Source organism: Actinophytocola xinjiangensis (assembly GCF_001921215.1).
Classification (GTDB): Bacteria; Actinomycetota; Actinomycetes; order Mycobacteriales; family Pseudonocardiaceae; genus Actinophytocola; species Actinophytocola xinjiangensis.
The window spans coordinates 277,066-302,010 of the sequence record NZ_MSIF01000001.1; the positions used below are offsets into that span (position 1 = coordinate 277,066).

The window sequence follows — 24,945 nt, forward strand, 5'->3', positions numbered from 1 at the left end:
GTCGCTGGCTGGTGGTTGTGGACAGGGTCAGCGGGCGGCCGCGGATGGTGCGGAGTCGGACCGGGGGCTGAAGGTGCGGAGGAATCGGTCCCGGAACGTGTCCATGCGCCAGACGGTCGCGTCCGGTGCCGGGGTGAGGCCGGGTTGCCATTCCCAGGAGGCGATGTGGGACATCACCGTCGGGTCCTTGGTGATGATGGAGATCGGGACGTCCCAGGTGGCGCCTTTGCCGGTCACGATCGGGGCTGGTTGGTGGTCGCCGAGGAGGATGAGGACGAAGTTGTCGTCGGCGTGGGTTTCGGTGTAGGAGATGAGAATGTTGAGGGAGTACCGGACGGCGTCGCCGTAGGCGTGGCGGACCTTGGTGGGGTCGGGCCAGATGTGTTGGGACCTGGTGTCGCTGGTGGGTTCGAACGACGACCCATCGTCCACTTCGGACCAGTCGAGGGTGGTGGGGAGAGGGACCCAGGGGGTGTGGGACGACGTCAGGTCCAGTTCGGCCATGACGGGGCGGCGGTCGGTGGCCGTTCGCTCGGTGCGGTCGAAGTGGGCCAGCGCGTACTGGTCGGGCATCTTGGAGTACGCGAAGATCGGGCCCTCGTAGCCGACGTTGTTCGCGTCGTAAACCTTGTCGTAGCCGAAGAAACGTCCCTCCGGCCACGCCCTGGTGATCGCCGGGGCCACGCAGACCGTGCGCCAGCCGGCCCGGCGGAAGGCGCCGGACAGGGTCAGGCGGTCGCCGGCGGTCAGGGCGTCGTAGCGTTGCTGGTTGTTGATCCACAACCCGGACTGGAGGGTCGCGTGGGCGAACCAGCTCCCACCGCCGGACGTGGACGATTCCAGGAACGCGCTGCGGGAGTCGAAACCGGCCGCCCGTAGCCGCTCGGTGCCCTCGTCGAGAACCTGGCGCACCTCGCCGGCGATGTCGGAGTCCTGGATCGCCACGCGGCCGTAGCTCTCCACGAACGCCACCACCACGTCCTTGCCCCGCAACGCCGTCAGCAGCTCGCTGCCGGGGGTGTGGCGGAAGTCGTCGTCGGCGGCCTCCTTGGCGAAACGCAGCGGATCCAGCAGCCCGGTTCGGATCTGCCGCGCGTCCTGGTAGGCGGCCGACGCCGCGGCGTGGGCGGCCAGCGGGGTCTGCGGCGCGAACTGCACCCCGAACGCCGCGCACACCATCCACACCACCCCCAGCACGGTGATCGTGTGCGCCGAGCGGACCTGGTGGGCGGCCACCAGCCGCGACAGCCGCGCCACCGACCAGCACATCGCCACGATCACGCCCAGGGCCAACGCGCCCGCCCCCACGACCACCAGGTCAGCGCCGACACCGCCGATCGAGTCGTGCAGGAACTCGACGCCGGGGCCGAGGAACGTCCAGTCGAAGATCGGGTCGAAGGGCCTGGCGAGGGTCTCGTTGAAGCCGATGTCGAAGAACTTCATGATCGTCAGCAGGCCGAGCCCGACACCCACCAGCACCACCGCCGCCCGGCGCGCGCGGCGGGGGAGCACCAGCGCCAGGCCGGCGATCAGGATCGCCTCGACCGGGATCCGCAGGAACGCCGACGGGGTGAACAGGGCCAGGTCACCGGGCGCCAGCAGCGCGAACAGCACCAGTACGCCGGCCACCCCGGTCGCCACCGGGCGCAGGACCCGGCGTAACCGGGTCTGCTCCTTCGGCTCGACGACCCGCTGGTCACGCAGCCACACCAGGTCCCGGCCGAACGACCACAGCAGGCCCGCCAGCGCCAGCGCCACCACGGCCACGGTCACCGGCGCGGGCAGCAGCCGGGACGCCGCGACCGCGAGCACCACCCCCTGCACCGCCGCGACCGTCTTGCGCGGCAGCGACGGCGGCAGCGGCGCCCGCAACCACCCGAACACCCGCCCGGCCGCCACCCACAGGTAACGCATACCGCCGATCGCCAGCACCCACGGCCCCAACTCGCCCGCCATGTGCACGCTGAGCACCAGGATCAGGAACGCGTCGACCTCCATGTCGAACCGCGCGCCGAACGGGGAGATCGTGCCGGTGCGTCGCGCGACCCGGCCGTCGACCGCGTCCAGCGCCAGCGCCAGCGACGCCACCGCCACCAGCAGCGGCACCGGCGCCGAACCGTCGGCCACCAGCGCGCTCACCCCGCCGACCAGCGCCGCCCGGCCCAGCGTCACCAGGTCGGCCGGCCCGAACGACCCGACGGCGAAACGCCTGGTCGTCACGGTGAGCGCGGTCGCGCCGGCCGCGCAGTACGCCAGCCCGGCCACCCAGCCCGCCGGGCCGAGGCCGCCGATCACCGCCAGCACGCCGAGCAGGCACAGCTGCCCGAACGCCGCGGCGGCGACGGTCCGTACCGGGGACGCTGTCAGTAGGGCCACGCGATCCTCCCGAGGTCGTGGTCACGCCCTCCATACGTCCCTACTCGGCGAACGGTTCTACCGCTCGGTGAACTTCCTGGTCACCGTGTACGTGTTAGCTGATGAGAGCCGACGAGCGGAGGACCGTGCACACCCAGTTCGCACCAGAGTGGCTCGCGCTGCGGGAACGCGCCGACGCCACGGCCCGCAGCGAGGGCCTGCTCGACACGTTGCGCGACCACCTCGACGGGCCGCTGGTCGTCCGTGACCTCGGCTGCGGAACGGGGTCGATGGGCCGCTGGCTCGCGCCGCGCCTGCCCAACCCGCAGCACTGGATCCTGACCGACCGCGACCTGGGCCTGCTCCGCCGCGCCGCGTCCAGCCTGCCGGTGCCGGCGGTGACCGTGCAGCGCGACATCACCGAGCTGACCGCCGCCGACCTCGCCGGCACGTCGCTGGTCACCGGGTCGGCGCTGCTGGACCTGCTCACCGCCGACGAGGTCGAGCACCTGGCCGAGGCCTGCGTGCGCGCCGGGCTGCCGGCGCTGCTGACCCTGTCGGTGTCCGGGCGGGTCGAGCTGGACCCGGCCGACCCGCTCGACGGCGAGGTCGCCGCCGCGTTCGACGCCCACCAGCGGCGCACGGTCGAGGGCCGCGCGCTGCTCGGGCCGGACGCGGTCGCCGCGACCGCCGCCGCGTTCGAACGCCGCGGCGCGACCGTGCACCGCCGGCCGAGCCCGTGGCAGCTCGGGCCGGCCGACGCCGCCCTGACCGGGCAGTGGCTGACCGGCTGGGTGGGGGCCGCCGCCGAGCAGGAACCCGACCTGGACCTGGCCGGCTACCTGGACCGGCGGCGCGCGGCCTGCGCGGCGGGCGAGCTACGGGCGGTCGTGCACCACGAGGACCTGCTGGCCCTGCCGGACATCAGCGCTGCTCGGTGATGTCCACCTTGGTGGCGTAGAACGCGACGTGCCCGGCGATCTCGGCGACCGCCGGGTAGGGCTGCTCGTAGGTCCAGATGACGTCGGTCAGCTCGCCCTCGGGCAGGTCGAGGCTGTAGTAGGAGGCGTCGCCCTTGTACGGGCAGTAGGTCTGGGTGTCGGTGGGCCGCAGCAGCGTCTGGTCGACGTCGACCAGCGGCAGGTAGGACACCGCGGGATAGGTCGACTCCCGCAGGCTCAGCGCCGAGGTCGAGTCGGCGACGACCCGGTCGCCGACCCGGACGACGACCCTGGCCGGGTTCGGCTCGATCGTGATGGGGTGGTCGGGCCCGGGAACGATCTGCTGTCCTGGCATGATCCGCCTTCCGTATCGTCGAGGATGTCGTCGAGGAGGTCCTCGTCAGGTGCAAGGCGTGCTCTGCCCCGAATGTTCCCGGCCCGCGACGATCCGGCACGGACGGAGTGACGATGGCACGTCGAGGTCCGGCGGTCATGATCGCCGCCGTGGTCGTCGGGCTGTCCTCGCCGATGATGCTCCCGGCCACGGCCCAGTCACCGGCACCCGCGCCGCACGACCAGGAGGTGGAGCGCGTGGTGATCGGTCCGGCCACCGGCGACCAGCTGCACGTGATGACGTTCAACCTGCGGTTCGCGTCGGTCACCGAGCCGAACTCGTGGGCGCGGCGCCGCCCGGTGATGGCCGAACTGCTCGACCGCGAGCAGCCGACGGTGCTCGCCACCCAGGAGGGTGTCTACCCGCAGCTGCGGGAGCTGGCGCGTGACCTGCCGAGGGGCTACGACTGGATCGGTGCCGGCCGCGACGGCGGCAGCCGGGGCGAGTTCATGGCGGTCTTCTACGACACCGCCCGGCTGGAACCGGTGGCCTACGACCACTTCTGGCTCTCCGACACGCCCGCGCTCGCCGGCTCGCGGACCTGGGGCAACCGCATTCCGCGCATGGTCACCTGGGTCCGGTTCCTCGACCGGCGCACCGGCGCCGAGTTCGTCGTGGTCAACACCCATCTCGACGACCGGTCGGCCAACGCCCGGCTGCTCGCCGCGCGGCTGCTCCGGACGCGGATCACCGCGTTCGGCGAGGACCTGCCGGTGCTGCTCACCGGCGACTTCAACGTCGCGGCCGGTGCCTCGGACGTGTACGCGTTGCTCACCGAGGAGCTGACCGACACCTGGACCGCGGCCGGGCGGCGTGGTCCGGTGTTCGCCACCTGGCACGGCTACCGCCCGCTGCGTCCCGGCGGTGAACGTATCGACTGGATCCTCGCGCGCGGCCCGGTCGAGGTGGCGGCGGTGGCGGTCAACACCTTCGCCCGCCACGGACAGTTCCCCTCCGATCACCTACCGGTCCAGGCGTTGGTCTCGCTGGGCTGAGCGGCTCCGCCGACGCTCTCGACGGTGCCGGTCAGCTCGTCGTACCAGTAGACGGTGGTCCGCTTGAACCCCGGCGTGGTCAGGCCGCCGACGCGGGTGGTCATCAGTCCGGCGCGGACGTCGTCGGTGCCGCCGAACCAGCGCCACGGCCGCCCGTCCTTCCAGACGTGGACCTTGTCCGGGAACCGGCCGTCCGGTGAGGTGATCTCGTAGCGCGGGCCGTGGGGCGCCTGGATGTCCAGCCCGCCGTCATCGCGGATGGTGAGGGTGACCACGAGGTTGCCCTGCGCGTCCTCGATCGGGGCCGGGTCGCCGGCGTAGAACTTGCCGCGGCCCTCGCCCTTGACGTCCATGCCGTTGTAGTAGGTCCTGCCCTGGCGGTCCATCCAGAAGTGCGGCACGTGGGCGCGCGGCGCGGAGTAGTCCGGACCGGGGTAGTAGGCGAGGTGCCAGTGCGGCGGGTTGTCCGAGTGCAGCGTGTTGTTGGTCTCGAAGCCCATCAGCGAGAAGAAGTGTCCGCGCCGCCGGGCCTGTTCGATCAGGCCGGAGTCGCGCAGGACGGCCTCGCAGGCCAGCAGCAGGTTGAGGTAGGTCCTGGTCTGGTTGGCCGGCCACGGCACGGTGTGCCAGACGCCGGCGACCCGGTCGGGGTCGTTGTGTTCGATGCGCCAGTGCAGGCCGGTGGCCATGTCCTCGCTGAGGAAGGTCCACACCTGCAACGTCGCCTGCAGCGAGTTGGTGGTCGCGCCGGTGACCCGGACGGTGAAGCTGACCGCGCCGTCGGGTTCGGTGGTGAGCGGCAGGCGGGTCTTGCCCGACACCACGGCCCTGATCGGCACACCGGGCCAGCGCACGGTCACCCGAACGGCGGGGTTGGACGGTCCCTGGATGAACGAGTAGAACTCCGCGCGGCTGGGGACCTGGTAGGTCGAGCCGGCGACGGTGGTGTAGCCGTCGGGGAGGATGATCTCGGGGGCGCCGGTGTCCGCCGGGGTGTGTTTCACCAGGCGGAAAACGCCGTAGGAGAGGGTTTGTGCGGTGGCCGGCGCCAGTGGCGCGACCAGGGCCAGCAGGGACAGTACGACCAGCAGGCGTCGCCACATGGAAAAAAGGCTAACGGGCAGAACTTACGACTAAAAGGACCATCTGGTGGACAAATGACCAACACGGAACGGAATCGGAACGGCCGGCATCGTAGGGCCATGCGCATGACTCGTCTGTTTCTCGTGGTGTCCGTGGCCGTCCTCGGACTGGTCGGGTTCGGTCCCGGCGTGGCGGGGGCCTGCGCGTGCGGCGCGGTCATCACCGACCAGCGGCTGACCGACGTCCAGGAGACCGCGCTGGTCGAACTCGTCGACGGGACCGAGGCGGTGACGCTCAACATCGGCGCCGCCATCGAGACCGACGACGCCGCGTTCGTCATGCCGGTCCCCGCGCGGGCCCGGTTCGAGCTGGCCGACGGCGCGGTGTTCGCCGAACTGGACGAGCTGACCGCGCCCCGCATCGAGTACAAGGACGTGGTGATCGACGGGGACGGTGCCGGCGCCGCGCCCCCGGACAAGGGCGTCACGATCGTCGACCAGGTCGAGGTCGGGCCCTACGAGGTCGCCCAGCTCGCCGGCGCCGACTCGACCTCGGTCGCGGACTGGTTGACCCACAACGACTTCCAGCTCTCCGACGAACTCGGCAAGGCACTCACGCCCTACCTGGCCGAGGGCTGGCTGGTGCTGGCCGTGCGGCTGACCGCCCAGGACACGTCCTTCGCCGACGGCCTGCCGTCCATGCGGATCACCTTCGCCACCGACCGCCCGGTGTACCCGATGCGCCTGTCGGCGACCGCCACCAGCGCCCAGCCGCTGCGGCTCTACGTCCTGGCCGACCACCGGATGGACGTCACCAACCCGGCGCCGGAGTTCGCCCCGGCCGAACTCACCTACGCCGGCTGGGTCGAACCCGCCGACCTCACCGACCACCCCGTGCTGGCCGCCCTCGTCGACCAGCGCCGCTTCCTCACCCGCTACGACGCGCGGTTCCGCCCCGACGCCATCACCGACGACATCGCCTTCACCCGCGCCGCGGGCGACCAGACCCACCGCGCGGTCGTCGTCCAGCGCCGCTTCGTCGAGGGCACCTCGGTCGAGGCGGTCCTGGTCATCGGCGGCGCCTCGGCCCTGCTGGCCGGCGCGGTCGGCGGCGGCGTCTGGTACCTGCGCGGCCGCCGCCGCACCCGGCCGGCCTAGGGCTCGATCGGACGGACGCGGGCACCGTAACGGTCGGTGAGGGTCTGGTTGTGGGCGTCGCCGGCCGCGAGGTTGGCCGAGACGTAGACCGGGACGTCCTGGCCCATCTCCAGCAGGTGGCGGCAGGTCAGCTCGGTGATCACCTGGGCGATGAGCACCCCGGTCAGCGACGACACCGCGCCGATACGCACCCCCTGACCGACCTCGATCGCCGCGTCGCCCGGCGGGGCCAGGTTGTCGATCACCACGTCGGCCAGGTCGGCCAGGTGCGCCCCGCCGGATCGGCGTGCGTCGGTGGACCTGGTGTGCGCCAACGAGGTCACCGCGATCAGCCGGTGCCCCCTCGCACGCACCAGGTGCGCCATCTCGACGATGGCGGCGTTGAGGCCGGAGTTGGACACGATGAGGAACAGGTCGCCCGGCGCCACCCCGCCGAGGTCGTAGACCCGCTCGGCGAGGCCGGACACGCGCTCGTACTTGGGATCCAGGATCGCGGCCGGGTCCTCGTCGCCGAACATCACCAGGTCCTTGACCGCCAGCATGCTGACCGGGGCCAGCCCCCCGGCCCGCGCCGCCAGCTCCAGGGTGACGATGCGGGAGTGACCGGTGCCGAAGGCCTGCAGGACCCCGCCGCCGGCGACGCACTCCGCCACCATCGCCGCCGCCGCGCGCATCGCCGGCAGCTGGGTGTCGACCAGACGGCGGACCAGGCCGTCGGCCATCGACGCGTACTCGGACTCGATCACCAGCGCTCCTCGTTGTCTCGCACGGAGTTGTCTCGCCGGGAGTTGTCCCGGACGGACCCGACCGCCGCCACCGCCGCGTCCACGACCAGCTCACCGCTGCCCGCGCTGACCGGACTGACCAGGGTCTCGTAGCTCGGCGGCGTGTCCACTGTGGGCAGATAGCCCAGGTAACCGTTGGCGTAGCCCAGAACCACCACGTCCTGCCCGGTGCGTTCGCGGATCCGCTCGCCGAGCTCCAGGAACAGCTCGCCGGGGATCGCGACGATCACCAGACCGGCCAGGCCCACCGCGGCCACCTCGATCTCGTAGGTGTCGGGCCGCCCCTTTGCCGCCAGGTCCCGCGCGATCCGCTGGCCCTGCTCGAACACCTCGCGGACCCGGGCGTCGGTCAGCGCCGAGGCCGGCGGGGTCGCCCCGGCCGCCGCGTCCACCTCCGACCGGGGTTTGGCCGCCAGACGCAGCGACCGGGACACCGGGGGAGTGACCCCGCCCCGCCGGGCCGGCGGCGGCGCGTCGACGCCCAGGCCGGCGGCGACCAGCGCCGCGAGCCGGTCGATCTCGGCGGCGCTGCGGCCCTGGCGGGTGTGGCGGGTGCTGATGTCGCCGCTGGCGCCGGTCGCGGCGACCACCCAACGCCCCGGGGCGCCCAGCGCCCGGCGGATACCGCCGTTGAGGTCGGCGCTGACGTCGCTGTTGCCGGCCGGCAGCACCGTCGGGTGCACCGGGGACACGGTCAGCACACCGGTCGGTGTCTGGCCGTCGGCCACCACGACGGCGTCCACCGGGATGTCGGTGGCGGCGGCGTCACCGGCGTTGCGCCGCCCGGCCAGGTCCGCCAGCCACGCCCGGGTGTGGGCCACGGTGGCGTCCCGCTCGGCGGCGACCGCCGCCTTGGCCGAGAGCACGGCGGCCTCCAGCAGCCGGTCGCCGACCCCGGCCGGGGTCGGGCTGCCGCCGGGGGCGCAGCCGGCCTCCGGGCTGGCGTGGGTGTGGGTGGCCGCCACCCAGCACGAGTCGACCCCCAGTCCCGCCACGGCCGCCCGGATCCGGTCGACGACGTCGGCGTTGACACAGATCAGGTCCGCCACGACGAGCGCGAAGCGGTGGGCGTGGTCGGCGAACGTGACCACGTGGACCTCCAACGGGTCCAGGACGTCGCGAACACCCTGCGAACGGTCGGCGTAGCCACCCATCCGCTCACCGGGGAGCACCTCGAGGCGCCGTGTCCCGTGGCCGACTCTCACGCATTGTCACCTTTCTCTGCGAGGTTCGTGTACGGCGGGGCGCCGTGGACCAGCGTCAGGCCGCCCTCCAGCGGGGACCCCAGGGGCTCGACCAGCTCCAGGCCGCGCGCCGCGAGCTGGTCGGCCAGCTCCTGGCGCAGCGCCGCGTTGGAGGAGACCAGCCGGCCCGAGTGCGCCACCCGGCGGCCGGCGTCGGGCCGGCGGGTCACCGCCGCCCTGGCCAGGTCCGCGAGGTCCGCGGCGGCCGCGTGGCACAGGGCCGTCGCGACCGGGTCGCGGCCGGCCGCGCCGAGGACCTGGCGGGCGAAGCCGGCGACCAGCGCCACCACCCCCGGGTCGCGGTAGAACCGTTGCAGGCTCGCCAGATCCGTGCCGCCGACGGTCTGCTCGAACCGCCCGGTGAGCACCGTGTCCCGGCCGACGCCGTCCAGCGCGGCCGACGCGGCGCGCAGGCCGGCCAGACCGATCGCGTACGCGCTGCCCCGGTCGCCGAGCAGGGGCCCCCAGCCGTCGAGCGTGGTGTGCTCGCCGCCTTCGCCGACGGCCAGGACGTTGGTGCCGGTGCCCACGCACAGCACGGTCCCCGGTCCGTTCAGCGCCCCGGCATGGGCCAGGTACACGTCCGTGACGACCAGGGCCGGGCCGCCGAACAGCTCGGCCAGCCGCCGGGTCAGCTGCCGGCGCAGCGCGGGGTCACCGGGCACACCGGTCAGGCCGGCGACCACTCCGGCCACCGTGTCCGGCAGTTCGACGGTGGCCGCCGCCTGCCGCACGCCCTCGACGATCCGGTCGACGCCGTCCTCGCCGGGGAGGTAGAGCATGCCGGGGCCGGTGCCGGTCTGCCGGTGCTCGCCGGTGGCCACCAGCAACCGCAGTGCCGACTTGCCGCCGTCGATGCTGACCAGCGTGCCGGTCACTTCGACATCCCCGCGGTCAGGCCGCTGATGATGTGCTTGGTCGCCAGGGCGAACACCACCGCCAGCGGCACCAGGGCGATCACCAGCCCGGCGAACAGTGTCGCCCGGTCGGCGGCGTACTCGCCGAAGAACCGGGTCAGTCCGACCGGGACGGTGTACTTGTCGTCGCTGCGCATGAGGACCAGTGGGTAGAAGAAGTCGTTCCAGGTCGGGGCGAACTGGAACACCGTGGCCACCGCCAGCGCCGGGCGCATGACCGGCAGGACGACCGACACGAACATCCGGCCCTCGTCGCAGCCGTCCAGCCGCGCGGCCTCCTCCAGCTCGTCGGGCATGCCGCGCATGAAACCCATGATCACGAACACCGAGAACGGGATGCCGCTGGCCGCGTAGAGCAGCACCAGGCCGATCCGGTTGTCGATCAGGCCCCAGGACTGGAACATGTAGAACACCGGCAGCAGCCCCAGCTTCGCCGGGATCATCAGTCCGGAGATGAACAACGCCGCCAGCAGTGCCCGGCCCCGGAACCGCCAGCGGGACAACGCGTAGGCCGCCATCGCGGACACCGTGACGCACAGTGCCACCGAGGCCACCGTGATGGTCAACGAGTTCACGAAGTAGGTGGACAGCGACGCGGTTTCCCACGCCCGTGCGTAGTTGTCGAAGTTCAGCGAGTCCGGCAGGCCGACCGGCTCGCGCAGGATGTCGGCGTTGGGCCGGAACGACCCGATCAGCACCAGCACCAGCGGACCGAACGCCAGCGCCGCGTAGACCCACAGCAGCGCCTGGACGCCCAGGCGGCTCAGCCCGGACCCGTGGCGCCCGGCCGCGCGACGTGGCCGCTTGCTCGGGGCCGGCGACGCCGCGCGGGCCTTCGGGGGCAGCAGCGCCGTCATGTCAGCTCACCTCCCGGCGCCGGAGCACCCGTTCGAGGGCGATGGACACACCGAAGATGACGAGGAAGATCATCATGGCCAGCGCGGAGGACTCGCCGATCGCGTTGGCGCCGCCCTCGAAGGCCGTCCGGTAGTACAGCAGCCCCAGCACGTCCATCGCGCCGCCGGGACCGCCGTCCGAGCCGCCGAGCGCGTAGACCAGGTCGAAGATGTTGAAGCAGCCGATGAACGTCAGCACCGTGATCACGCCGACGGCGGGCATCAGCAGGGGGAACCGCACGCTCCAGAACGCCCGCGCGGCCGAGGCACCGTCCAACGAGGCCGCCTCCTCCAGCTCCCTCGGGATGCCGCCCAGCGCGGCGAGGAAGATCAGCATCGGGCCGCCGATCCACTGCCAGGCGTTGACCAGGATCAGCACCGGCAGCGCCGTGTCCGGTTCACCCAGCCACGGCCGGGCCCACGACTCCAGCCCGACCGACTCCAGGATGTGGTTGATCGGCCCGAACGACGGGCTCAACAGCAGCGACCAGATGTAGCCGACGATCAGCGGGCTGATCAGGTACGGCAGCGAGAAGACCGCCTGGAAGAACCGCTTGAACCTCGGGTTGCGGTAGAGCATCACCGCCAGGCCAAGGCCGATGGTGTTCTGGATGGCCATCGTGCCGACGAAGAACAGCACGTTGTGCCACAGGGCCACCGGGATCTGTTCGCCCAGCGGATACCGGGTGAGGACCTCCTGGTAGTTGCCCAGACCGGTGAACTCGGCCTGCTTGGTGCCCTCCCACCGGAAGAACCCGTAGTAGAACGCGGTCACCAGCGGGACGACGATCAGCAGGCCGTAGAGCACCAGCGCCGGCAGGGTGAACCCGGCGATCCAGCCGAGGGGGGTGCGGTCGGGGCGGTAACGCCGACGCACCCCCCTCGCCCGTCGTGGGGTTACGGCTTCGGCTTGAACCACTGGTCAACGCCCTGCTGAATGTGGGTGGCGGCCTCCTGGGCCGACGACTGGCCGAGCACGTACTTCGACAGACCCTCCGAGGCGAGGTCCCAGGCCGTCGGCTCGCCGCTGGAGAAGTAGGCGTAGGTGACGTACGGGCTGGGGTTGGCGGTGTAGGCCTCCAGCGCCTCGGCCAGCAGCTCGTCGGTCGGTACGACCTCGGGCACGGCGCTGATCTGGCGCAGCTGCTCGGTGAACGCCTGGCCGAACTCGGGCGAGGCCATCCAGTTCACCAGCTTCAGCGCGGCCTCCTTGTCCGGGGACTTGGCCGAGACGCCGTACGAGCCGTCGACGTAGCCGGGGACCAGCGTCTCGGTGGCGGCGGCGCCCGGTGGCGGCGGGACGTTGAAGATGCCCAGCTCCAGCTCGGGGTTGGCCTGGCTGAACACCGCCAGCTCCCACACCCCGCCGGGGAAGGCGGCGGCCTGGCCGGAGGTGAACAGCGCCTGCGCGTCGGCGTAGTTCACGCCCTGGAAGTTGGCCTCCCAGTACTGGCTGGTGTTCTTCCACGTCGTGAGCGAGTCGACCCACGGCTTGTCGGTGAACGACGCCTGGCCGGCGAGCATCCTGTCCAGGTAGGCGTGGCCGCCGTAGGTGGTGGCGCCGAAGATCTCCTGCTGGATGGGCAGCATCCAGGTGTCGGAGATCGTCGCCGACAGCGGGGTGACGTCGGCGCCCTTGAGCGTGGCGAACGCGGCGTTGAGGTCGTCCCAGGTCTCGGGCTCCTCGATGCCGTGCTCGGCGAAGATCTTCTTGTTGTAGATGACGTGCAGCGTCTGCAGCGCGAACGGCACGCCGTAGACCTTGCCGTCCTCGACGCCGCGCGCGCCGTCGAGGGTGGCCTCGGGGAACTCGGCCAGCGCGTCGACCTCGTCGTCGAGCGCGACGACGCTGTCCGAGGCGACCAGCGGTTGGAGCAGGCCGTAGGAACGCAGCTGCGCGACGTCCGGACCGTTCGCGTCGGACAGTCCGGTGCGCAGGATGGTGTCGTACTCGTCGGCCTTGTAGGGCACGTACTTGACGGTGACGCCCGGGTTGGCGTCCTCGTAGGTCGCGAAGATCTTCTTGTAGGCGGCGGCGTCCTCCTGCCGCCACCCCCAGACCTCGAGGGTGACGTCGCCGCCAGCGCCCGAGCCACTGTCCGAGCCGCCGTCCGACGCACCGGGGCTGCACGCCCCGATGGCCAGCGCCAGCGTCCCGAGGGCGGCGATCAAGCCGCTTCGCCTGCCGATCATGTGGGTCTCCTGGTCAGAGGGATGACACTGACCGGGTACGCTAATACTGGTCTATACCGCTGTCAACGACCCGGCCGATCGGACGGGCGGCCGGCACCGGTTCGTAGAATGACCTCATCCAGGTCGGTAAGGGGGACACCGCAGTGCCAAGGCCGCGTCACGAGGCCGGCGACGTCGCGCCGGACGTGTTCACCAAGGAGCGCGACCGGCCCAAGGGCCAGCACATCAAGGACGTGCTGGCCACGCTGGTGCTGGAGTCGCCGGACGGTTCGCTGCTGCCCTCCGAACGGGTGCTCGCCGAGCGGTTCGGGGTGGCCAGGATGACCGTGCGGGGCGCGGTCGGCGACCTGGAGGACCGGGGCCTGGTGCGCCGGGTCGCCGGCCGGGGGACCTTCGTCCAGCACCCGACGCTGACCCACTCCGAGATCTTCACCTCGTTCAGCGAGGACATGCGCAACCGGGGCATGTCACCGGGTTCGCGCAGCTACCGGGCCCGGACCAGGCCGGCCACCCGCGAGGTCGCCCAGCGCCTGGGCATCGAGGCGTCGGCCCCGGTGCACTCCATCGAGCGGGTCCGCACCGCCGACGGCATCCCGATGGCGCTGGAGCGCACCAACCTCTCCGCCCAGCGCTACCCCACCCTGCTCACCGTGATGGGCCGTGACGAGTCGCTCTACGAGGTGCTCGGCGCGACCTTCGGCGTGCGGCTGGAGTCGGCCGAGCAGAAGGTGGCGATCGCGCGGCTGAGCCCGGCCGAGGCCAAGCGGCTGGAGGTGCCCGAGTACGACCCGGCGTTCCTGATCGAGCGGGTGTCGGTGGACAACATGGGCAACGTCGTCGAGTTCGGACGCTCGCTCTACCGGGGCGACCGGTACGCCATCCAGATGCACGTCAGCCGGCCGGCCGAGTAGCCGGTCAGCTCCCACGGCCGGCGCGGCCAGCGGTGTCCGAACACCGCCCGTGCCGGCTTTTCCTCCCTTGTCAGTGCTCCCACCGGGTGTTAGCGTCCGGCGAAATACCGGTCTAGACAGGAATCATCACCCTGAGGAGCGCGATGAGGATCAAGCTGGTGGCCCTGGCCGCCGCCGCGTGCGCGGCGCTGGCCGTGGTGGCGGCGGCGCCGACCGTGGCCGCGGCACCCGAGTCCGACGCGGGAACGGCGTCGCGACCGCAGGAACGCGACGTGCGCTTCCTGGACTTCAACTTCGCCGGCAACGGGTTCAACGGCGGCGACACCGGCGCGCCGGTGACCGACACCGCCAACCGGATCGCCGCCGAGCGCGCGGAGATCATCGGTCTCAACGAGATGTGCTACACCCAGTGGGTCGCGCTGCGCGACGCGCTGAAGGCCAAGCCCGGCTACGCCGGCCTGAGCGACCAGGTCGTGGTCACCAACTACGACATCCCCAACTGCTACGACCCGGTCGTCAACCCCGACGGCTGGTACGTCATGGGACTGATGAGCAAGTACGACTCCGAGCGGGTCATGTTCGGCGACACCCCCTACCTCGACCTCGGCTACCACTACCGCGAGCGCTACCGCAAGCTGGTCTGCGGCGACGTGGACATCCCGCGCGCCCGCGAGGTCCGCGCCTGCGTCACCCACACCGAGGTCCCGCTGCCGCTGGTCAACGAGACGTCCTTCCCGAACGACCCGGACATCGCCCAGGACCCGAACTACGGCCGCTCGATCAACTACGCGCAGGCCGAAGTCATCGCCGAGGCCATCACCCCGATGGCCAAGCGGATGCCCGTCGCGCTGATGGGCGACCTCAACGAACTGCCCTTCCTGCCCTCGCTGGACTTCTTCTACAGCAAGTGCGGCGGCAAGGGCGTGTTCAACGAGGTCGACAGCCGCGACCCGCGCTGGCCCGTCATCCGGCACTTCAACCTGGGCACCGAGAAGTGTGGACACCGGCAGGGCGAGTGGACCATGGGCCGGGAGGGCCAGCCCGACATCTACGACCAGCCCTACTCCAGCAACCGACGCATCGACTACATCTTCGTCGACCAGCGGCACTTCACGGTCGGCCCGGAGTCCGGTTGGGTGATCACCACGCCCTTCTCCGACCACCGGATCGCGGTCGGTGACGTCACCCTGAAGCGCTGAGGGAGTCCGACATGCGCCACAGGAGAACACTGCTCGCGCTCGCGAGCCTCACCGCACTGGTCCTCCCGCTGGCCGTGGCCTCACCGGCCAGTGCCGGCGGCGGGTCGCGGGAGGAGTTCCGCGTCCTGCCCTACCTGCAGAGCCCCAGCGAGTCGGGGATCAGGGTCACCTGGTTCACCGAGGACGGTGAGCCGGGCACACTGACCGTGCGCGGCCCCGGTGTCCAGGGCAGCCGCACCTACCACGTCGGCGGGACGACCCAGCCGGAACTGGCCTACACCGACGCCGAGCGCGCCGAGCAGATCCCCGGCCTCGACCAGGGATCATGGCTGCGCGGCCCGCACAACTACAAGCACACCGAGCTGGTCGGTGGCCTGCGGGCCGGTCACCGCTACCAGTACACCGTCCGGCAGGGACGGTCCACCGTGTCCGGTCGGTTCGCCACCGCCCCGAGCGCGCGGAACTGGAACCACCTGCGGCTGATCGCCATGTCGGACTCGGAGACTGAGCCCAGGGGGCGGGTGCAGAAACGCGAGTGGGCGCCGGGGGCCGGTGCCGACGGGCGGCCCTCGGCGGCGTCCGGGTCGGCCTGGGACCAGGTGCACGGAACGACGACGCTGTCCGGCTCGCAGGTGCTGCGCTACCCGCTGACCGAGGACGAGGGCCTGCGCCGCAACCTCGCGGCCGTCCAACAGCGACAGCCCGACGCGGTGCTGTTCACCGGCGACCTGGTCCAGGGCGGCGGGTACCAGCCGGGGTGGGACGAGTTCTTCCGCAACACCGCCGGGGTCAACGGGAACCTGCTGTCGTCGGTGCCGATCCTGCCGGCGTTCGGGAACTGGGAGAGCTTCGGCGCGCTCAACGGCGGCTACGGCACCCCCGAGGACCGGACACCGGTCGTGCGGTCCAGGGCCAAGTTCCACGCGTACTTCGACAGCCCCGGCAACGGGACCGAGCGGTACCAGGACAACTACTACCGGGTGGACTACGGCCCGGTGACGATCCTGACCCTGGACAGCAACAACGGCGAGCCGGACGACGCGGCGGCGAACTACGCGCCGGAGGAGAAGCTGACCGGGCGCGAGTACACCGGCCCGGGCACCGACACGCAGGAGAACTTCACCCGCGAGCAGTACGAGCGTGCCGGCGGCGACGACATCGCCGCGTACAACCCGGGCAGCGTGCAGTGGAACTGGGTGGAGCGCCAGTTGGCCGACGCGCGCGCCAGGGGACAGGCCGTGCTGGTGCAGTTCCACCACGTGCCCTACAGCTCCGGTGAGCACGGGCTGCCGATGAACCACGCGCTGACCTCCGGGCAGGGCGGCACGCCGATGCGCGTGTACAGCCCGCTGTTCGAGCGCTACGGGGTCGCGGCGGTGATCTCCGGGCACAGCGAGATGTTCGAGCGCAGCTTCGTCGACTCGGACGGCGACGGTGTCGGCGTGCACTACTACGACGTCGGCGTGTCCGGCGACGGTCTGCGTGGTGTGCGCCGCGAGGGGTCGACGCTGGACAGCGCGCCGCTGGAGTACAACCAGTACAGCCGGTGGACCGCTGACCAGAGCGAGCCCGAGCGGTGGACCAGCGGGCGCGACGGCGAGCCACGGCTGGTCGGCGGTGGCAAGCACTACGGCCACCTGGAGATCAACGTGGATCGCGTGCGCGGGGACCGGAACCGGACCGCGCGGATCACGCTGACACCGGTGCACCTGTTCCCGGTCCTTGACCAGGACCTGGAGGTGGTGCGGACCGAACGTCGTACCTACGACGACGAGGTCGTGATCGACATCGGCCGGCGGGGAACACCCGTCCGGTGACGGCGACGGGCCGGGCGGCGACACCCGCCCGGCCCGTTTTTCCTGTGAGGGCAAGGAAAGGAGTGACCCCATGAGGTGGCGGGCAGCACTGGGCGCGATCCTGGCGGCCTCGGCGTTCCTGGTGCCGGCGGCGACCGCCGCGCAGGCCGAGCAGGTCCGCACGTTCACGGTGTGGGACTGGAACATCTCCGGCAACCTGATCAACGGCGGCTCAACGACCAACGGGATCGTGCGCGAGTCGGTGACCTCGATCCTGGAGCAGGACGCGGACTTCGCGTCGTTCAACGAGATCTGCTGGGGGCAGTACAAGGCGATCCAGTCGAGCCTGAGCGCCAACGGCTGGCCGGCCTCGGCGGACTTCTCCCGGTTCGCGGCGACCCGCGACCCACACCCGGAGATCTGCGCCGGGAACGAGACGTTCGGCCAGGCGCTGTTCAGCCGGGAGGCGCTGGGCACCTCCCGGCAGTACGAGCTTCCCTGGGACGGCAAGGCGGGCACCCGCAAGCTGCTGTGCGCCCCGCTGCGGGACACCCCCGCGATGACGTTCTGCACCGTGCACATCACGACCCAGACCCTGGTCCCGCCGGACTCGCCGCCGGGCGCCCCCGACGCGAAAACCCAGCAGCTCAACCACATGCTCGGCCTGCTCGACGGTTTCCACGCCGCCGGTGAGGCGTACCTGATCGCCGGCGACTTCAACGCCCAGCCCGACTACGGCCGCCTCAACGGCTACTACTCGCCGTCGGCGAACACCGTCAACAACCCCAACAACACCGGTGCCCACCGCGAACTCGACGACGCCGACCCCGCCCACTGCCCCGGCTACGGCGAATGGACCGCCGACGACCCCCCGACCACCATTCCTCCGTGCGGCGGCTACGCCAAGGTCGACATGATCATGGCGCGGGAGTCCCGGATCGTCGGCTCCTACACCGCCGACGCCCTGCCCATCCCCACGACGTGCACCGGCGTCCCCCAGTGCGCCGACCACCAGGCCATCGTCGGCACGGTCACCCTCCGCGTCCCCTGAGCCCGTCCCGTCCTCGCCTGCTACCGGGTCAGCTCGTCGACCCCACCCACGCCGGGGACGTTACTGTCCCCGGCTCACCAGCGGGTCGGTTCGCCGATGAAGTCGGGGATCTCGGTCGCCCCACCGGATTCCCTGGCCCTGCCCAGGACGTGGTGGCCGACGGCGAGGTCGAGGATGCCCAGGCCGAAGGGGGAGAAGATCACCGGGCGGTCCGGGTCGAGGTCGACCGTGCCCCGCAGGTGGGCGCCCAGGGTGCCGTTGACGAAGTCGCGGTTGCCGGTGAGCTGTTCGGTCAGGTGCGGGGAGGTCTGGGCCTTCAGACAGTGGTCGACGTCGTCGACGATGTTGTTGGACCGCAGCAGCAGCGCCGGGGGCAGGTCGCGCAGGGAGATGTTGAGCAGGACCTGGCCGGGGCGCGCCGCGGTCTGTTCGGGGACCCACGGGCTCGCGGCGGTGGTGGCGAACACGACCAGGTCCGCGGCGAGCGCCTCGGCGGCGGTGCCGGTGCGGCTGGGCACCGAGAACACCCCGGCGGCGTGCCGTGACAGGTTCTCGGCGCTGGGGTCGTCGCGGTCGTGGACGAGGACCTCGGTGGGCTCGATGCCGGCCGCCGCCAGGTAGTCGGCGATGGTCCTGGCGATCACCCCGGCACCGACGAACGCCACGCTGCCGGGCCCGGACACCAGCTCACGGGCGGCCAGCGCCGCCGACGCCGCCGTGCGGGCCGCGCTGATCCCGGCCGCCTCCAGGCACGCGGTCGGGTAGCCGGTCCGGTAGTCGTTGAGCAGCAGCACCGCCGACGCGCGGGGCAGGCCCTCGGCGACGTTGCCGGGGAAGCTCGCGATCCACTTGATGCCGATCGTGTCGACGTCGCCGCCGAGATAGGCGGGCAGGGCGATCACCCGGGAGTCCGGCTTGTCGGGGAACCGCAGGAAGTAGCTGTCCGGGTTGACCGAGTGGCCGTCCTCGTGGGCCAGGTAGGTCCGGGCGACCACCTGGAGCAGGTCCTGGTGCGCGGTGGACAGGATCTGGGACACGACCGTGCCTGGTACGACGGTGAACGAGGTCATGATCGCCTTTCAGCTCGCCCGCGGGGCGTGGACACGGGCGTGGGTACGGCCGCCGGTGCAGGGTAGTGGTCGGCCACTTCGCCCGTCCGTACCCGTTCGGTGCGGGGGCGACGTAGGGTGGCGGGGTGGATGGGCCGATGAGCTGGCCCGATGATGTCGCGGGAGTCGACCCATGAGTGACCCGATGGCGGACACCCTTCGGATGCTGGACAACTGGGAGCGGGACGCCGAGCAGAAGGCGGCGCGGTTCCAGAGCATGGCCGACCGGGTGGCGGAGGTGTCGATCACCGAGTCGGTGGCCGGCGGCGCGGTGAGCGCCACCGTCGGCAACAACGGGCTGCCGACCAACATCGCGATGACCGACAAGGTCAGGGAGATGGCGCCCGACGACATCGCGGCCAGTGTGATGGCCGCCATCCGCAAGGCGCAGTCCCGGTACCCGCGGCGGCTGGCCGAGATCATGGCCGAGACCGTCGGCGACGACCCGGCCGGCGCGCACATCGTGGCGACCGCCGAACGGAACTTCCCGGCACCGCCCGACGAGGACGACGCCCGGCCGGAGGACTCGCGGCCGATGGCGTTCGAGGAGATCGAGGACGAGCCGGCCGACACCCCGCCGCCGCCCCCGCCCCGGCCCACCAGCGGTGACGGTGACGACGACGGTGACGACTTCGGCGGCCAGTCCGTCTTCGGCCGATAGGAGAGGGGACCCCACGGTGGAAGGCTTCGAGGTACTCGGCGGCGAGCTGTCCTCGCACGCCGGCAAGGTCGACGGGCTCACCGACCGAATGCGCACCGCGGTCGACGCGGCGAACACGGTCACCATGGACAACAGCGCCTACGGCGTGGTCTGCCAGCCGTTCGCGATGCTGCTCCAGCCGTTCGAGGAGCTGGGCGTGCGGACGCTGCGGGACAGTGCCGAGGCGCTGGCCGACACGGCCAGGAAGGTCCGGGACACCGTGCGTGACTACGACACCACCGAGACCGCCGAGGCCACCCGTCACGAGTCGATCGAGGCCGACCTGTAGCGCCCGGCGGGAGCTCAGCCGAGGAACTCCGGCGGCACCGCGCCGACCAGCCACACCCCGTTGGCGCTGACCCGGAAGGTGTGCCCGGCCGCGCCCATGGCGGCCGCGTCGACCCGCAGCACCACCGGTGTCCCGTGCCGGGCGCCGACCCGCCGCGCCGTCTCCGGATCGGCCGACAGGTGCACGTCGTGCCGGTCCATCGGCCGCAGTCCCTCCCGGGCGATCGCGTCGCGGAACCGGTGCGCCGTGCCGTGGTAGAGCACGTCCGGCGGTGTCGCCACCGGCAGATCGAGGTCGACGGCGACGGTGTGCCCCTGGTTGGCCCGGATCCGGGTGCCGGCCGGGTCGAAGGCGTAGCGCTGCTTGTCGTTGGCCGTCACCACGTGTTCCAGCTCGGCCCGGGTGAGGGCGAAGCCGTTGGCGGCACAGGCGGCCAGCAACACGTCGACGTCCACCCAGCCGCCGGTGTCCAGCACCAGGCCCAGCCGCTCGGGCTGGTGGCGCAGGTGCTTGGCGAGGTACTTGGAGATCCGGATCATCCGGCGTTCGTCCATCGCCGGCTCACCCCGCGCGCGGGCCGGTCTGCTCGATGACCTCGAACGTCCACGCCTCCGAGCCGCTGGCCGCCGGCCGACCGCCGCCGCCGTGCCCGGCGCCGGTGCTCGCCATCCAGTTCTGGAAGTCCTCCTCGCTGCGCCAGCGGGTGTAGACCAGGTACCGGTCGGTGCCCTCGACCGGCCGCAGCAGCTCGAACCACTCGAACCCGTCGGAGCCCTCCACCATCCCGGCGCGCGCGGCGAACCGCTGTTCGAGCGTCTCCCGCATCTCCTCCGGCACGGTCAACACGTTGATCTTCACGATGCTCATGTCCCCATCTTGGCCCATGACGGGAACCCCCGGCCCCCGACGCCGTCCAACCCCGGTGACCCGACGACGTCTGGCCTGGCCGGCCGTGGCACTGGCCGTCGCGTTGGTGGCCGCCGCCGCGCTGGGCACGGCCCGCCCCGGGGGTTTCGTGGTGTTCGACCAGCTCGCGCGGCCGTTCCTGTTCGGTGTCGCCGCGCTGGCCCTGCTGGCGGTCGCCGGGTGGCTGACCGTCCGCGAACGGGTGTCGCGCACGGTGCTGACCGGTCTGCTGGCCGTCGTGGCCCTCGGCTGGGCGGGGCTGGGCCTGCTCGCGCAGGGGATGCGCACGGAGCTCACCGAACTGTCCCGGCACCGCTCACCCGACGGTGACCGCGAGGTGCGGGTGCTGCGGGGGAGCAACATCATCGACCCGACGTGGGAGCTGCGGGTGCGTTCGGGCGGTGGGCTGGCCGAGCGCGAGTGGGACCTTGGCTGCGTCAACTCCGACCAGCACACGTTCACCAGGGTCGAGTGGACCGGCCGCGACGGCCTGCGGGTGTGGCTGTCCGTCGGCTCGGTCACGGTGACGCTCGACGGCGGGACCGGGCGGCCGTCGCGGGTGCTGTCCTACGGCTGCTAGAGCGGGTCAGTCGTTGGCGACCGCGCCGGCCACCAGGTTGATGGTGGTCGCCAGGACGCTGGTGCCGAACACGTAGGACAGCAGGTTGTGCCGCAGGACGACGGCGCGGATCGTCGAGCTGGACACGTCGGTGTCGGCGACCTGGTAGCACATGCCGAGGTTGTAGCTGAAGTACAGGAAGTCCCGGTAGGTCGGCGCCTCGTCGGAGTGGAAGTCGATGCCGCCGGAGGCGGAGTAGTAGAGGTGGGCGTAGCGGGTGGCGTACATCAGGTGCAGCGCCGCCCACGCCATGAACACCCCGGCGAGCGCGACCGCGGCGACCGCGTGCCGGGCGCCGGTGTGCGGCAGCAGGAGCAGCACCACGATCCCGACCAGCCCACACGCCGAGACCCCGACGACGGCCAGTTCCTCGGCCACCGGACGGAAGTCCTCACGGCGGGTGTTGCGGCGGGTCTGGTCGCCGTCCATCGGCCACAGCACGATCCAGCCGGTCACCACGAAGACCGCCTCGGTCACCGCGATGCCGGCGAGCACGCCCAGCGGCTCGGTCGTGAACAGCGACACCACCGCGCCGAGCGCCGCGCCGGCGACCACGGCGAGGACGAGACGGGTGACCGCCGACACGCGCAACCTGGTCGTCATCGACCATCACCCTAACCGCGTGCCGACCCCCGCACCCGGTGTCAGTTCGACGAGGGCACCCTCGTGTGCTCGGTGATCATCTCCGGCGGCACCATCGCCCGCAGCGCGTCGACCTGCTCGGGGGTGACCGACAGCTCCGTGGGGTGCTCGCTGGCGCGCTTGCTGCCGGGGAGGCGGACGGTGAACATGGCGGCGGTGTCCTGGGCGGTGCCCAGCACCCGGATGAGGTGGACCTGTTCGAGTGCCTCCCACGGCAGCGCCGTGCTGACCGGGTCGTCATCGGTGGTCTTGCCCGACAGCCACACGAACGGCTCGCGGACCCCGCCGACGAGCACCACGCCGGTGAGGGTGTGCAGCTTCTCGCCGTAGTCGGCGTGCGAGGCGAACCGGAACGCCACGATCATGAGCACCGCGACGAACACCAGGTGCGCGATCACCGTCCCGCCCTGCCACGGCCCGGTCGTGGGCAGCTCACCGAAGATCAGGATCGCGATGACGGCGAGGAAGTCCAGGACCGCCGCCAGCAGCACGAAGCGGGCGACGTCGCGCACCGGCCGGCTGAACGCCGGCCCCCACGCCGCCGGGGACGGCTCGCCCGCGGACACCTGGCCGATCGCCCGCACCGGCGTGCGCTTCGGGCGGCGCCGGCCGAGCAGCCGGGCGAACCCGCCCAGGACGAACGCGGCCGCCGCGCTGAACAGCTGCCACTGCGGTTCGGTGGCCAGCCAGCCGAGTGGGCCGGGGTCGATCGCCCAGTCCCACAGTTGGATGAACTCGGTGCTGACGAGATGGGCGAAGCCGCGCCCGACGCCCACGACCGTCAGGTAGAGCCCGGCCACCACCAGCACGACGCCGGAGCCCGCGGCCACCAGGTCACCGGCCCGCGGGCGGGTGGTGTCGCGGTGGCGCAGCAGGAACCCGAAGCGGATGCGCCACCACAGGAGCACCAGCGCGCAGGCCGGCCAGAACGCCACCCACGCCAGCTGCGGCCCGGTGGCCACCGGCACCGCCTCCTCGGCCGAGGTCTGCTCGCCCGGGTCGGCCCGCACGGACTCCGGGGTCGGCTCCGGTGTCGGTGTTGGTGTCAGGGTCGGTGTCGGCACCGCTTCGGTGGTCTCCGGCGGGTTGGTGTCTACCTGGATGAGGGTGGCGCCGCGCAGGTCGGCGTCCCGGGTGTCGGTGCGGTACATCGTGGCCTGGATGAGCTCGGCGTCGCGCAGGTCCGCGTCGCGCAGGTCCGCGCGGGTCAGGTCGGCCTGGATGAGCCGCGCGTGCCGCAGGTTCGCGCCGCGCAGGTTCGCCCCGACCAGGTCGGCCTGGCTGAGACTGGCGCCGGCGAGATCGGCGCCGGCGAGGTTCGCGTTGGTCAGGTTCGCCTGGACCAGCGACACTCCCTGGAGGTTGGAGCCGTGCAGGTCAGCGCCCTCCAGATCCTCCTGGCCGAAGTCGATGCCGCGCAGGTCGGCGCAGGCCAGCTGGTCCAGCGACGGGATGACGTGGTCGGCCACGCGTTCCGGGACGGTGAGCGGGCCGCACGGGGCGCTCACCGCGGCGGCGGGCGCGGTCGGGAGCAGCACGGCGGCGCTCACCGCGACCGCGCCGAGCACGTTACGTAAGAAGCTCACTCGGGCTCACCCCAGTCGACGACCTTCACCCCGGCGGGTGCCAGCAACTCACTCAGTGTCAACGCCGTGTCCGGTGGGAACACCGTGCCGGAGATCAGCCGGATCGCGCGGCCGTCGCGCAGCACGACCTCCAGCTCGTCACGGTGCGCCGCGACCGACTTCGCCGCGCTGCCGCAGTCGCACCACACCTGCACGGCCGCGACCTTGTCCAGTTCGTACTCGACGACGCCGCGCAGGCCGCGCAGCACCAGCCGCGTCGGCGAGGTGGTGACCCACAGCTGACCGTAGGACCGCAGGTCCCGGGCCGTCCCGACGACGAACGTCGACGCCAGCACCAGCCCGGCCAGGCCGGCCAGCCACGGCGTGGTCATCCCCCACGGCGTCAGCACGGCCCCGAATCCGGCCGCCACCCCCGACGCGGACAGTGAGATGGCCGTGCGCCGGACGAACGCGGTGCCCCGCGCCCGGACCCTGCCGACGACGGGCGCGGCCAGCCCGGACCCGGTCTGATGTTCGATCATGCGGATTGTTCCTTCGTCACCACCAGCGGATGGTAGCCAGATCGGACATTCGCCAGGACGGCACCCGGATCGCCCACGGCCGGTCCTTTGCTCCCGCTACGGATGCCGGCCCGGCCCCTTGCGAGACACGCTCAGGACGGATATCTCAGGTGGTCGCCGAAGCGGGCGCGGACGGTGTCCACGGCACGCACGTCCATCAGCTCGACGCACCACGGGACCCGCGCGCCGGCGACCTCCACATAGGCCCAGAAGTCGCCGGGCCCCGGTGGCGTCGCGGTGCACAGCGACGTCGGCGCGTAGCTCACCTGCGCGCCCGGCGGGAGCGCGGCCAGCGCGTCGGGCACGCTGGGCACCCAGACGCAGACGTGGTGGATGCCCGGCCCGTGTGCCGCGAGCCAGCGCGAGGTCCTGGTCTCGCCGGTGCGGGGCTCGACGAGTTCCAGCGCGGTGTCGCCGAAACGGCCGAAGGCGACCCGGGAGGTGGCCTCGCCGGTCGGTTCGCCGAACAGGGTGACCGCCCCGGCCGGCTGGGTGATGTCGGCCTCGAACCAGTCGCCGACGCCGAGCAGGGGGCCCCAGCTCCGGCGGAACTCGGCGATGTCGGGGACGGCGAGGCCGAGGTGGCACACGCCGAGGACCTCCAGCCCACTCATGCG

At 71.9% G+C, this 24,945-nt stretch carries 26 protein-coding genes; 10 read left to right on the forward strand and 16 right to left on the reverse strand.

Annotation, left to right across the window (positions count from 1 at the left end; translation table 11 throughout):
• Positions 1-27 precede the first annotated feature (27 nt).
• Positions 28-2,376, reverse strand: a complete 2,349-nt coding sequence (locus BLA60_RS46490; RefSeq protein WP_075130814.1) for a CDP-alcohol phosphatidyltransferase family protein — start codon at positions 2,374-2,376, stop codon at positions 28-30.
• A 101-nt stretch (positions 2,377-2,477) separates the two neighbouring features.
• Between BLA60_RS46490 and BLA60_RS01380 the strand changes: the two genes are divergently transcribed.
• On the forward strand, positions 2,478-3,296 hold the full coding sequence (locus tag BLA60_RS01380) for a class I SAM-dependent methyltransferase (protein ID WP_075130815.1): 819 nt from the start codon (positions 2,478-2,480) through the stop codon (positions 3,294-3,296).
• Here the strand turns inward: BLA60_RS01380 and BLA60_RS01385 are convergent.
• Positions 3,280-3,651, reverse strand: a complete 372-nt coding sequence (locus BLA60_RS01385; RefSeq protein WP_075130816.1) for a DUF427 domain-containing protein — start codon at positions 3,649-3,651, stop codon at positions 3,280-3,282. The two genes, BLA60_RS01380 and BLA60_RS01385, sit on opposite strands and share 17 nt — an antisense overlap.
• Positions 3,652-3,764: 113 nt before the next feature.
• On the opposite strand from BLA60_RS01385, the gene BLA60_RS01390 reads away from it, so the two are divergent.
• Complete coding sequence (locus BLA60_RS01390; RefSeq protein WP_075131437.1) at positions 3,765-4,685, forward strand: endonuclease/exonuclease/phosphatase family protein; 921 nt, start codon at positions 3,765-3,767, stop codon at positions 4,683-4,685.
• On the opposite strand, the gene BLA60_RS01395 is transcribed toward BLA60_RS01390, so the two are convergent.
• Positions 4,649-5,788, reverse strand: a complete 1,140-nt coding sequence (locus BLA60_RS01395; protein ID WP_075130817.1) for a hypothetical protein — start codon at positions 5,786-5,788, stop codon at positions 4,649-4,651. The two genes, BLA60_RS01390 and BLA60_RS01395, sit on opposite strands and share 37 nt — an antisense overlap.
• Positions 5,789-5,887: 99 nt before the next feature.
• Between BLA60_RS01395 and BLA60_RS01400 the strand changes: the two genes are divergently transcribed.
• Positions 5,888-6,925 (forward strand): DUF2330 domain-containing protein, encoded by a 1,038-nt coding sequence (locus tag BLA60_RS01400; protein ID WP_162292881.1) that lies wholly within the window; start codon positions 5,888-5,890, stop codon positions 6,923-6,925.
• Here the strand turns inward: BLA60_RS01400 and BLA60_RS01405 are convergent.
• The 6 genes from BLA60_RS01405 to BLA60_RS01430 are packed head-to-tail and all read right to left on the reverse strand — an operon-like array spanning position 6,922 to position 12,960.
• Complete coding sequence (locus BLA60_RS01405; protein WP_211288555.1) at positions 6,922-7,671, reverse strand: sugar isomerase domain-containing protein; 750 nt, start codon at positions 7,669-7,671, stop codon at positions 6,922-6,924. The two genes, BLA60_RS01400 and BLA60_RS01405, sit on opposite strands and share 4 nt — an antisense overlap.
• Positions 7,668-8,915 (reverse strand): hypothetical protein, encoded by a 1,248-nt coding sequence (locus BLA60_RS01410; RefSeq protein ID WP_154814046.1) that lies wholly within the window; start codon positions 8,913-8,915, stop codon positions 7,668-7,670. The genes BLA60_RS01405 and BLA60_RS01410 overlap by 4 nt, the downstream gene beginning before the upstream one ends.
• A complete protein-coding gene (locus BLA60_RS01415; RefSeq protein WP_075130821.1) occupies positions 8,912-9,832 on the reverse strand; it encodes an N-acetylglucosamine kinase in 921 nt (306 codons plus the stop codon). Before BLA60_RS01415 ends, BLA60_RS01410 begins: the two co-directional genes overlap by 4 nt.
• On the reverse strand, positions 9,829-10,728 hold the full coding sequence (locus tag BLA60_RS01420; protein ID WP_084734524.1) for a carbohydrate ABC transporter permease: 900 nt from the start codon (positions 10,726-10,728) through the stop codon (positions 9,829-9,831). Before BLA60_RS01420 ends, BLA60_RS01415 begins: the two co-directional genes overlap by 4 nt.
• Before the next feature lies 1 nt (position 10,729).
• A complete protein-coding gene (locus BLA60_RS01425; RefSeq protein WP_075130822.1) occupies positions 10,730-11,644 on the reverse strand; it encodes a carbohydrate ABC transporter permease in 915 nt (304 codons plus the stop codon).
• Between the two features lie 20 nt (positions 11,645-11,664).
• Entirely contained in the window at positions 11,665-12,960 is a 1,296-nt protein-coding gene (locus BLA60_RS01430) for an ABC transporter substrate-binding protein (RefSeq protein WP_075130823.1), read from the reverse strand.
• 143 nt (positions 12,961-13,103) lie between these two features.
• Here BLA60_RS01430 and BLA60_RS01435 point away from each other — a divergent pair, with 143 nt between their 5' ends.
• The 4 genes from BLA60_RS01435 to BLA60_RS01450 all read left to right on the forward strand — a co-directional run bounded on the left by BLA60_RS01435 (position 13,104) and on the right by BLA60_RS01450 (position 17,917).
• Positions 13,104-13,871 carry a GntR family transcriptional regulator gene (locus BLA60_RS01435; protein ID WP_075130824.1) on the forward strand — a complete coding sequence of 256 codons (768 nt, stop codon included), beginning with the start codon at positions 13,104-13,106 and terminating at the stop codon, positions 13,869-13,871.
• Between the two features lie 143 nt (positions 13,872-14,014).
• Entirely contained in the window at positions 14,015-15,070 is a 1,056-nt protein-coding gene (locus BLA60_RS01440) for an endonuclease/exonuclease/phosphatase family protein (protein WP_075130825.1), read from the forward strand.
• 11 nt (positions 15,071-15,081) lie between these two features.
• Positions 15,082-16,887, forward strand: coding sequence for a metallophosphoesterase family protein (locus BLA60_RS01445; RefSeq protein ID WP_075130826.1), 1,806 nt, complete (start codon positions 15,082-15,084; stop codon positions 16,885-16,887).
• Positions 16,888-16,957: 70 nt separating this feature from the next.
• Entirely contained in the window at positions 16,958-17,917 is a 960-nt protein-coding gene (locus BLA60_RS01450; protein WP_162292882.1) for an endonuclease/exonuclease/phosphatase family protein, read from the forward strand.
• Between the two features lie 74 nt (positions 17,918-17,991).
• On the opposite strand, the gene sbnB is transcribed toward BLA60_RS01450, so the two are convergent.
• Positions 17,992-18,987 (reverse strand): 2,3-diaminopropionate biosynthesis protein SbnB, encoded by a 996-nt coding sequence (gene sbnB, locus BLA60_RS01455; RefSeq protein WP_075130827.1) that lies wholly within the window; start codon positions 18,985-18,987, stop codon positions 17,992-17,994.
• Between the two features lie 172 nt (positions 18,988-19,159).
• On the opposite strand from sbnB, the gene BLA60_RS01460 reads away from it, so the two are divergent.
• On the forward strand, positions 19,160-19,687 hold the full coding sequence (locus BLA60_RS01460) for a YbaB/EbfC family nucleoid-associated protein (RefSeq protein WP_075130828.1): 528 nt from the start codon (positions 19,160-19,162) through the stop codon (positions 19,685-19,687).
• Positions 19,688-19,703: 16 nt separating this feature from the next.
• Positions 19,704-20,015: a type VII secretion target gene (locus BLA60_RS01465; protein ID WP_075130829.1), complete on the forward strand. Its 312-nt coding sequence runs from the start codon at positions 19,704-19,706 to the stop codon at positions 20,013-20,015.
• Positions 20,016-20,029: 14 nt separating this feature from the next.
• On the opposite strand, the gene BLA60_RS01470 is transcribed toward BLA60_RS01465, so the two are convergent.
• Positions 20,030-20,569, reverse strand: a complete 540-nt coding sequence (locus tag BLA60_RS01470; RefSeq protein ID WP_075130830.1) for an RNA 2'-phosphotransferase — start codon at positions 20,567-20,569, stop codon at positions 20,030-20,032.
• A 7-nt stretch (positions 20,570-20,576) separates the two neighbouring features.
• Entirely contained in the window at positions 20,577-20,882 is a 306-nt protein-coding gene (locus BLA60_RS01475; RefSeq protein WP_075130831.1) for an antibiotic biosynthesis monooxygenase family protein, read from the reverse strand.
• A gap of 55 nt (positions 20,883-20,937) precedes the next feature.
• On the opposite strand from BLA60_RS01475, the gene BLA60_RS01480 reads away from it, so the two are divergent.
• Complete coding sequence (locus BLA60_RS01480) at positions 20,938-21,501, forward strand: hypothetical protein (RefSeq protein ID WP_154814047.1); 564 nt, start codon at positions 20,938-20,940, stop codon at positions 21,499-21,501.
• Positions 21,502-21,507: 6 nt separating this feature from the next.
• Here the strand turns inward: BLA60_RS01480 and BLA60_RS01485 are convergent, their stop codons facing one another.
• From BLA60_RS01485 to BLA60_RS01500, 4 genes are all read right to left on the reverse strand, one after another.
• Positions 21,508-22,143, reverse strand: a complete 636-nt coding sequence (locus BLA60_RS01485; RefSeq protein WP_075130833.1) for a DUF1345 domain-containing protein — start codon at positions 22,141-22,143, stop codon at positions 21,508-21,510.
• A 41-nt stretch (positions 22,144-22,184) separates the two neighbouring features.
• Positions 22,185-23,768 carry a pentapeptide repeat-containing protein gene (locus tag BLA60_RS01490; protein ID WP_084734525.1) on the reverse strand — a complete coding sequence of 528 codons (1,584 nt, stop codon included), beginning with the start codon at positions 23,766-23,768 and terminating at the stop codon, positions 22,185-22,187.
• Positions 23,765-24,289, reverse strand: a complete 525-nt coding sequence (locus tag BLA60_RS01495) for a hypothetical protein (protein WP_075130835.1) — start codon at positions 24,287-24,289, stop codon at positions 23,765-23,767. The genes BLA60_RS01490 and BLA60_RS01495 overlap by 4 nt, the downstream gene beginning before the upstream one ends.
• Positions 24,290-24,420: 131 nt before the next feature.
• On the reverse strand, positions 24,421-24,942 hold the full coding sequence (locus tag BLA60_RS01500; RefSeq protein WP_075130836.1) for a VOC family protein: 522 nt from the start codon (positions 24,940-24,942) through the stop codon (positions 24,421-24,423).
• Positions 24,943-24,945: the final 3 nt, after the last annotated feature.

Coding starts and splice junctions, on each gene's coding strand:
- BLA60_RS01380 (WP_075130815.1), top strand. CDS start 2,478: ATGAGAGCCGACGAGCGGAGGACCGTGCACACCCAGTTCGCACCAGAG.
- BLA60_RS01385 (WP_075130816.1), bottom strand. CDS start 3,651: ATGCCAGGACAGCAGATCGTTCCCGGGCCCGACCACCCCATCACGATC.
- BLA60_RS01390 (WP_075131437.1), top strand. CDS start 3,765: ATGGCACGTCGAGGTCCGGCGGTCATGATCGCCGCCGTGGTCGTCGGG.
- BLA60_RS01395 (WP_075130817.1), bottom strand. CDS start 5,788: ATGTGGCGACGCCTGCTGGTCGTACTGTCCCTGCTGGCCCTGGTCGCG.
- BLA60_RS01400 (WP_162292881.1), top strand. CDS start 5,888: ATGCGCATGACTCGTCTGTTTCTCGTGGTGTCCGTGGCCGTCCTCGGA.
- BLA60_RS01420 (WP_084734524.1), bottom strand. CDS start 10,728: ATGACGGCGCTGCTGCCCCCGAAGGCCCGCGCGGCGTCGCCGGCCCCG.
- BLA60_RS01430 (WP_075130823.1), bottom strand. CDS start 12,960: ATGATCGGCAGGCGAAGCGGCTTGATCGCCGCCCTCGGGACGCTGGCG.
- BLA60_RS01440 (WP_075130825.1), top strand. CDS start 14,015: ATGAGGATCAAGCTGGTGGCCCTGGCCGCCGCCGCGTGCGCGGCGCTG.
- BLA60_RS01445 (WP_075130826.1), top strand. CDS start 15,082: ATGCGCCACAGGAGAACACTGCTCGCGCTCGCGAGCCTCACCGCACTG.
- BLA60_RS01450 (WP_162292882.1), top strand. CDS start 16,958: ATGAGGTGGCGGGCAGCACTGGGCGCGATCCTGGCGGCCTCGGCGTTC.
- sbnB (WP_075130827.1), bottom strand. CDS start 18,987: ATGACCTCGTTCACCGTCGTACCAGGCACGGTCGTGTCCCAGATCCTG.
- BLA60_RS01460 (WP_075130828.1), top strand. CDS start 19,160: ATGAGTGACCCGATGGCGGACACCCTTCGGATGCTGGACAACTGGGAG.
- BLA60_RS01470 (WP_075130830.1), bottom strand. CDS start 20,569: ATGGACGAACGCCGGATGATCCGGATCTCCAAGTACCTCGCCAAGCAC.
- BLA60_RS01475 (WP_075130831.1), bottom strand. CDS start 20,882: ATGAGCATCGTGAAGATCAACGTGTTGACCGTGCCGGAGGAGATGCGG.
- BLA60_RS01485 (WP_075130833.1), bottom strand. CDS start 22,143: ATGACGACCAGGTTGCGCGTGTCGGCGGTCACCCGTCTCGTCCTCGCC.
- BLA60_RS01495 (WP_075130835.1), bottom strand. CDS start 24,289: ATGATCGAACATCAGACCGGGTCCGGGCTGGCCGCGCCCGTCGTCGGC.
- BLA60_RS01500 (WP_075130836.1), bottom strand. CDS start 24,942: ATGAGTGGGCTGGAGGTCCTCGGCGTGTGCCACCTCGGCCTCGCCGTC.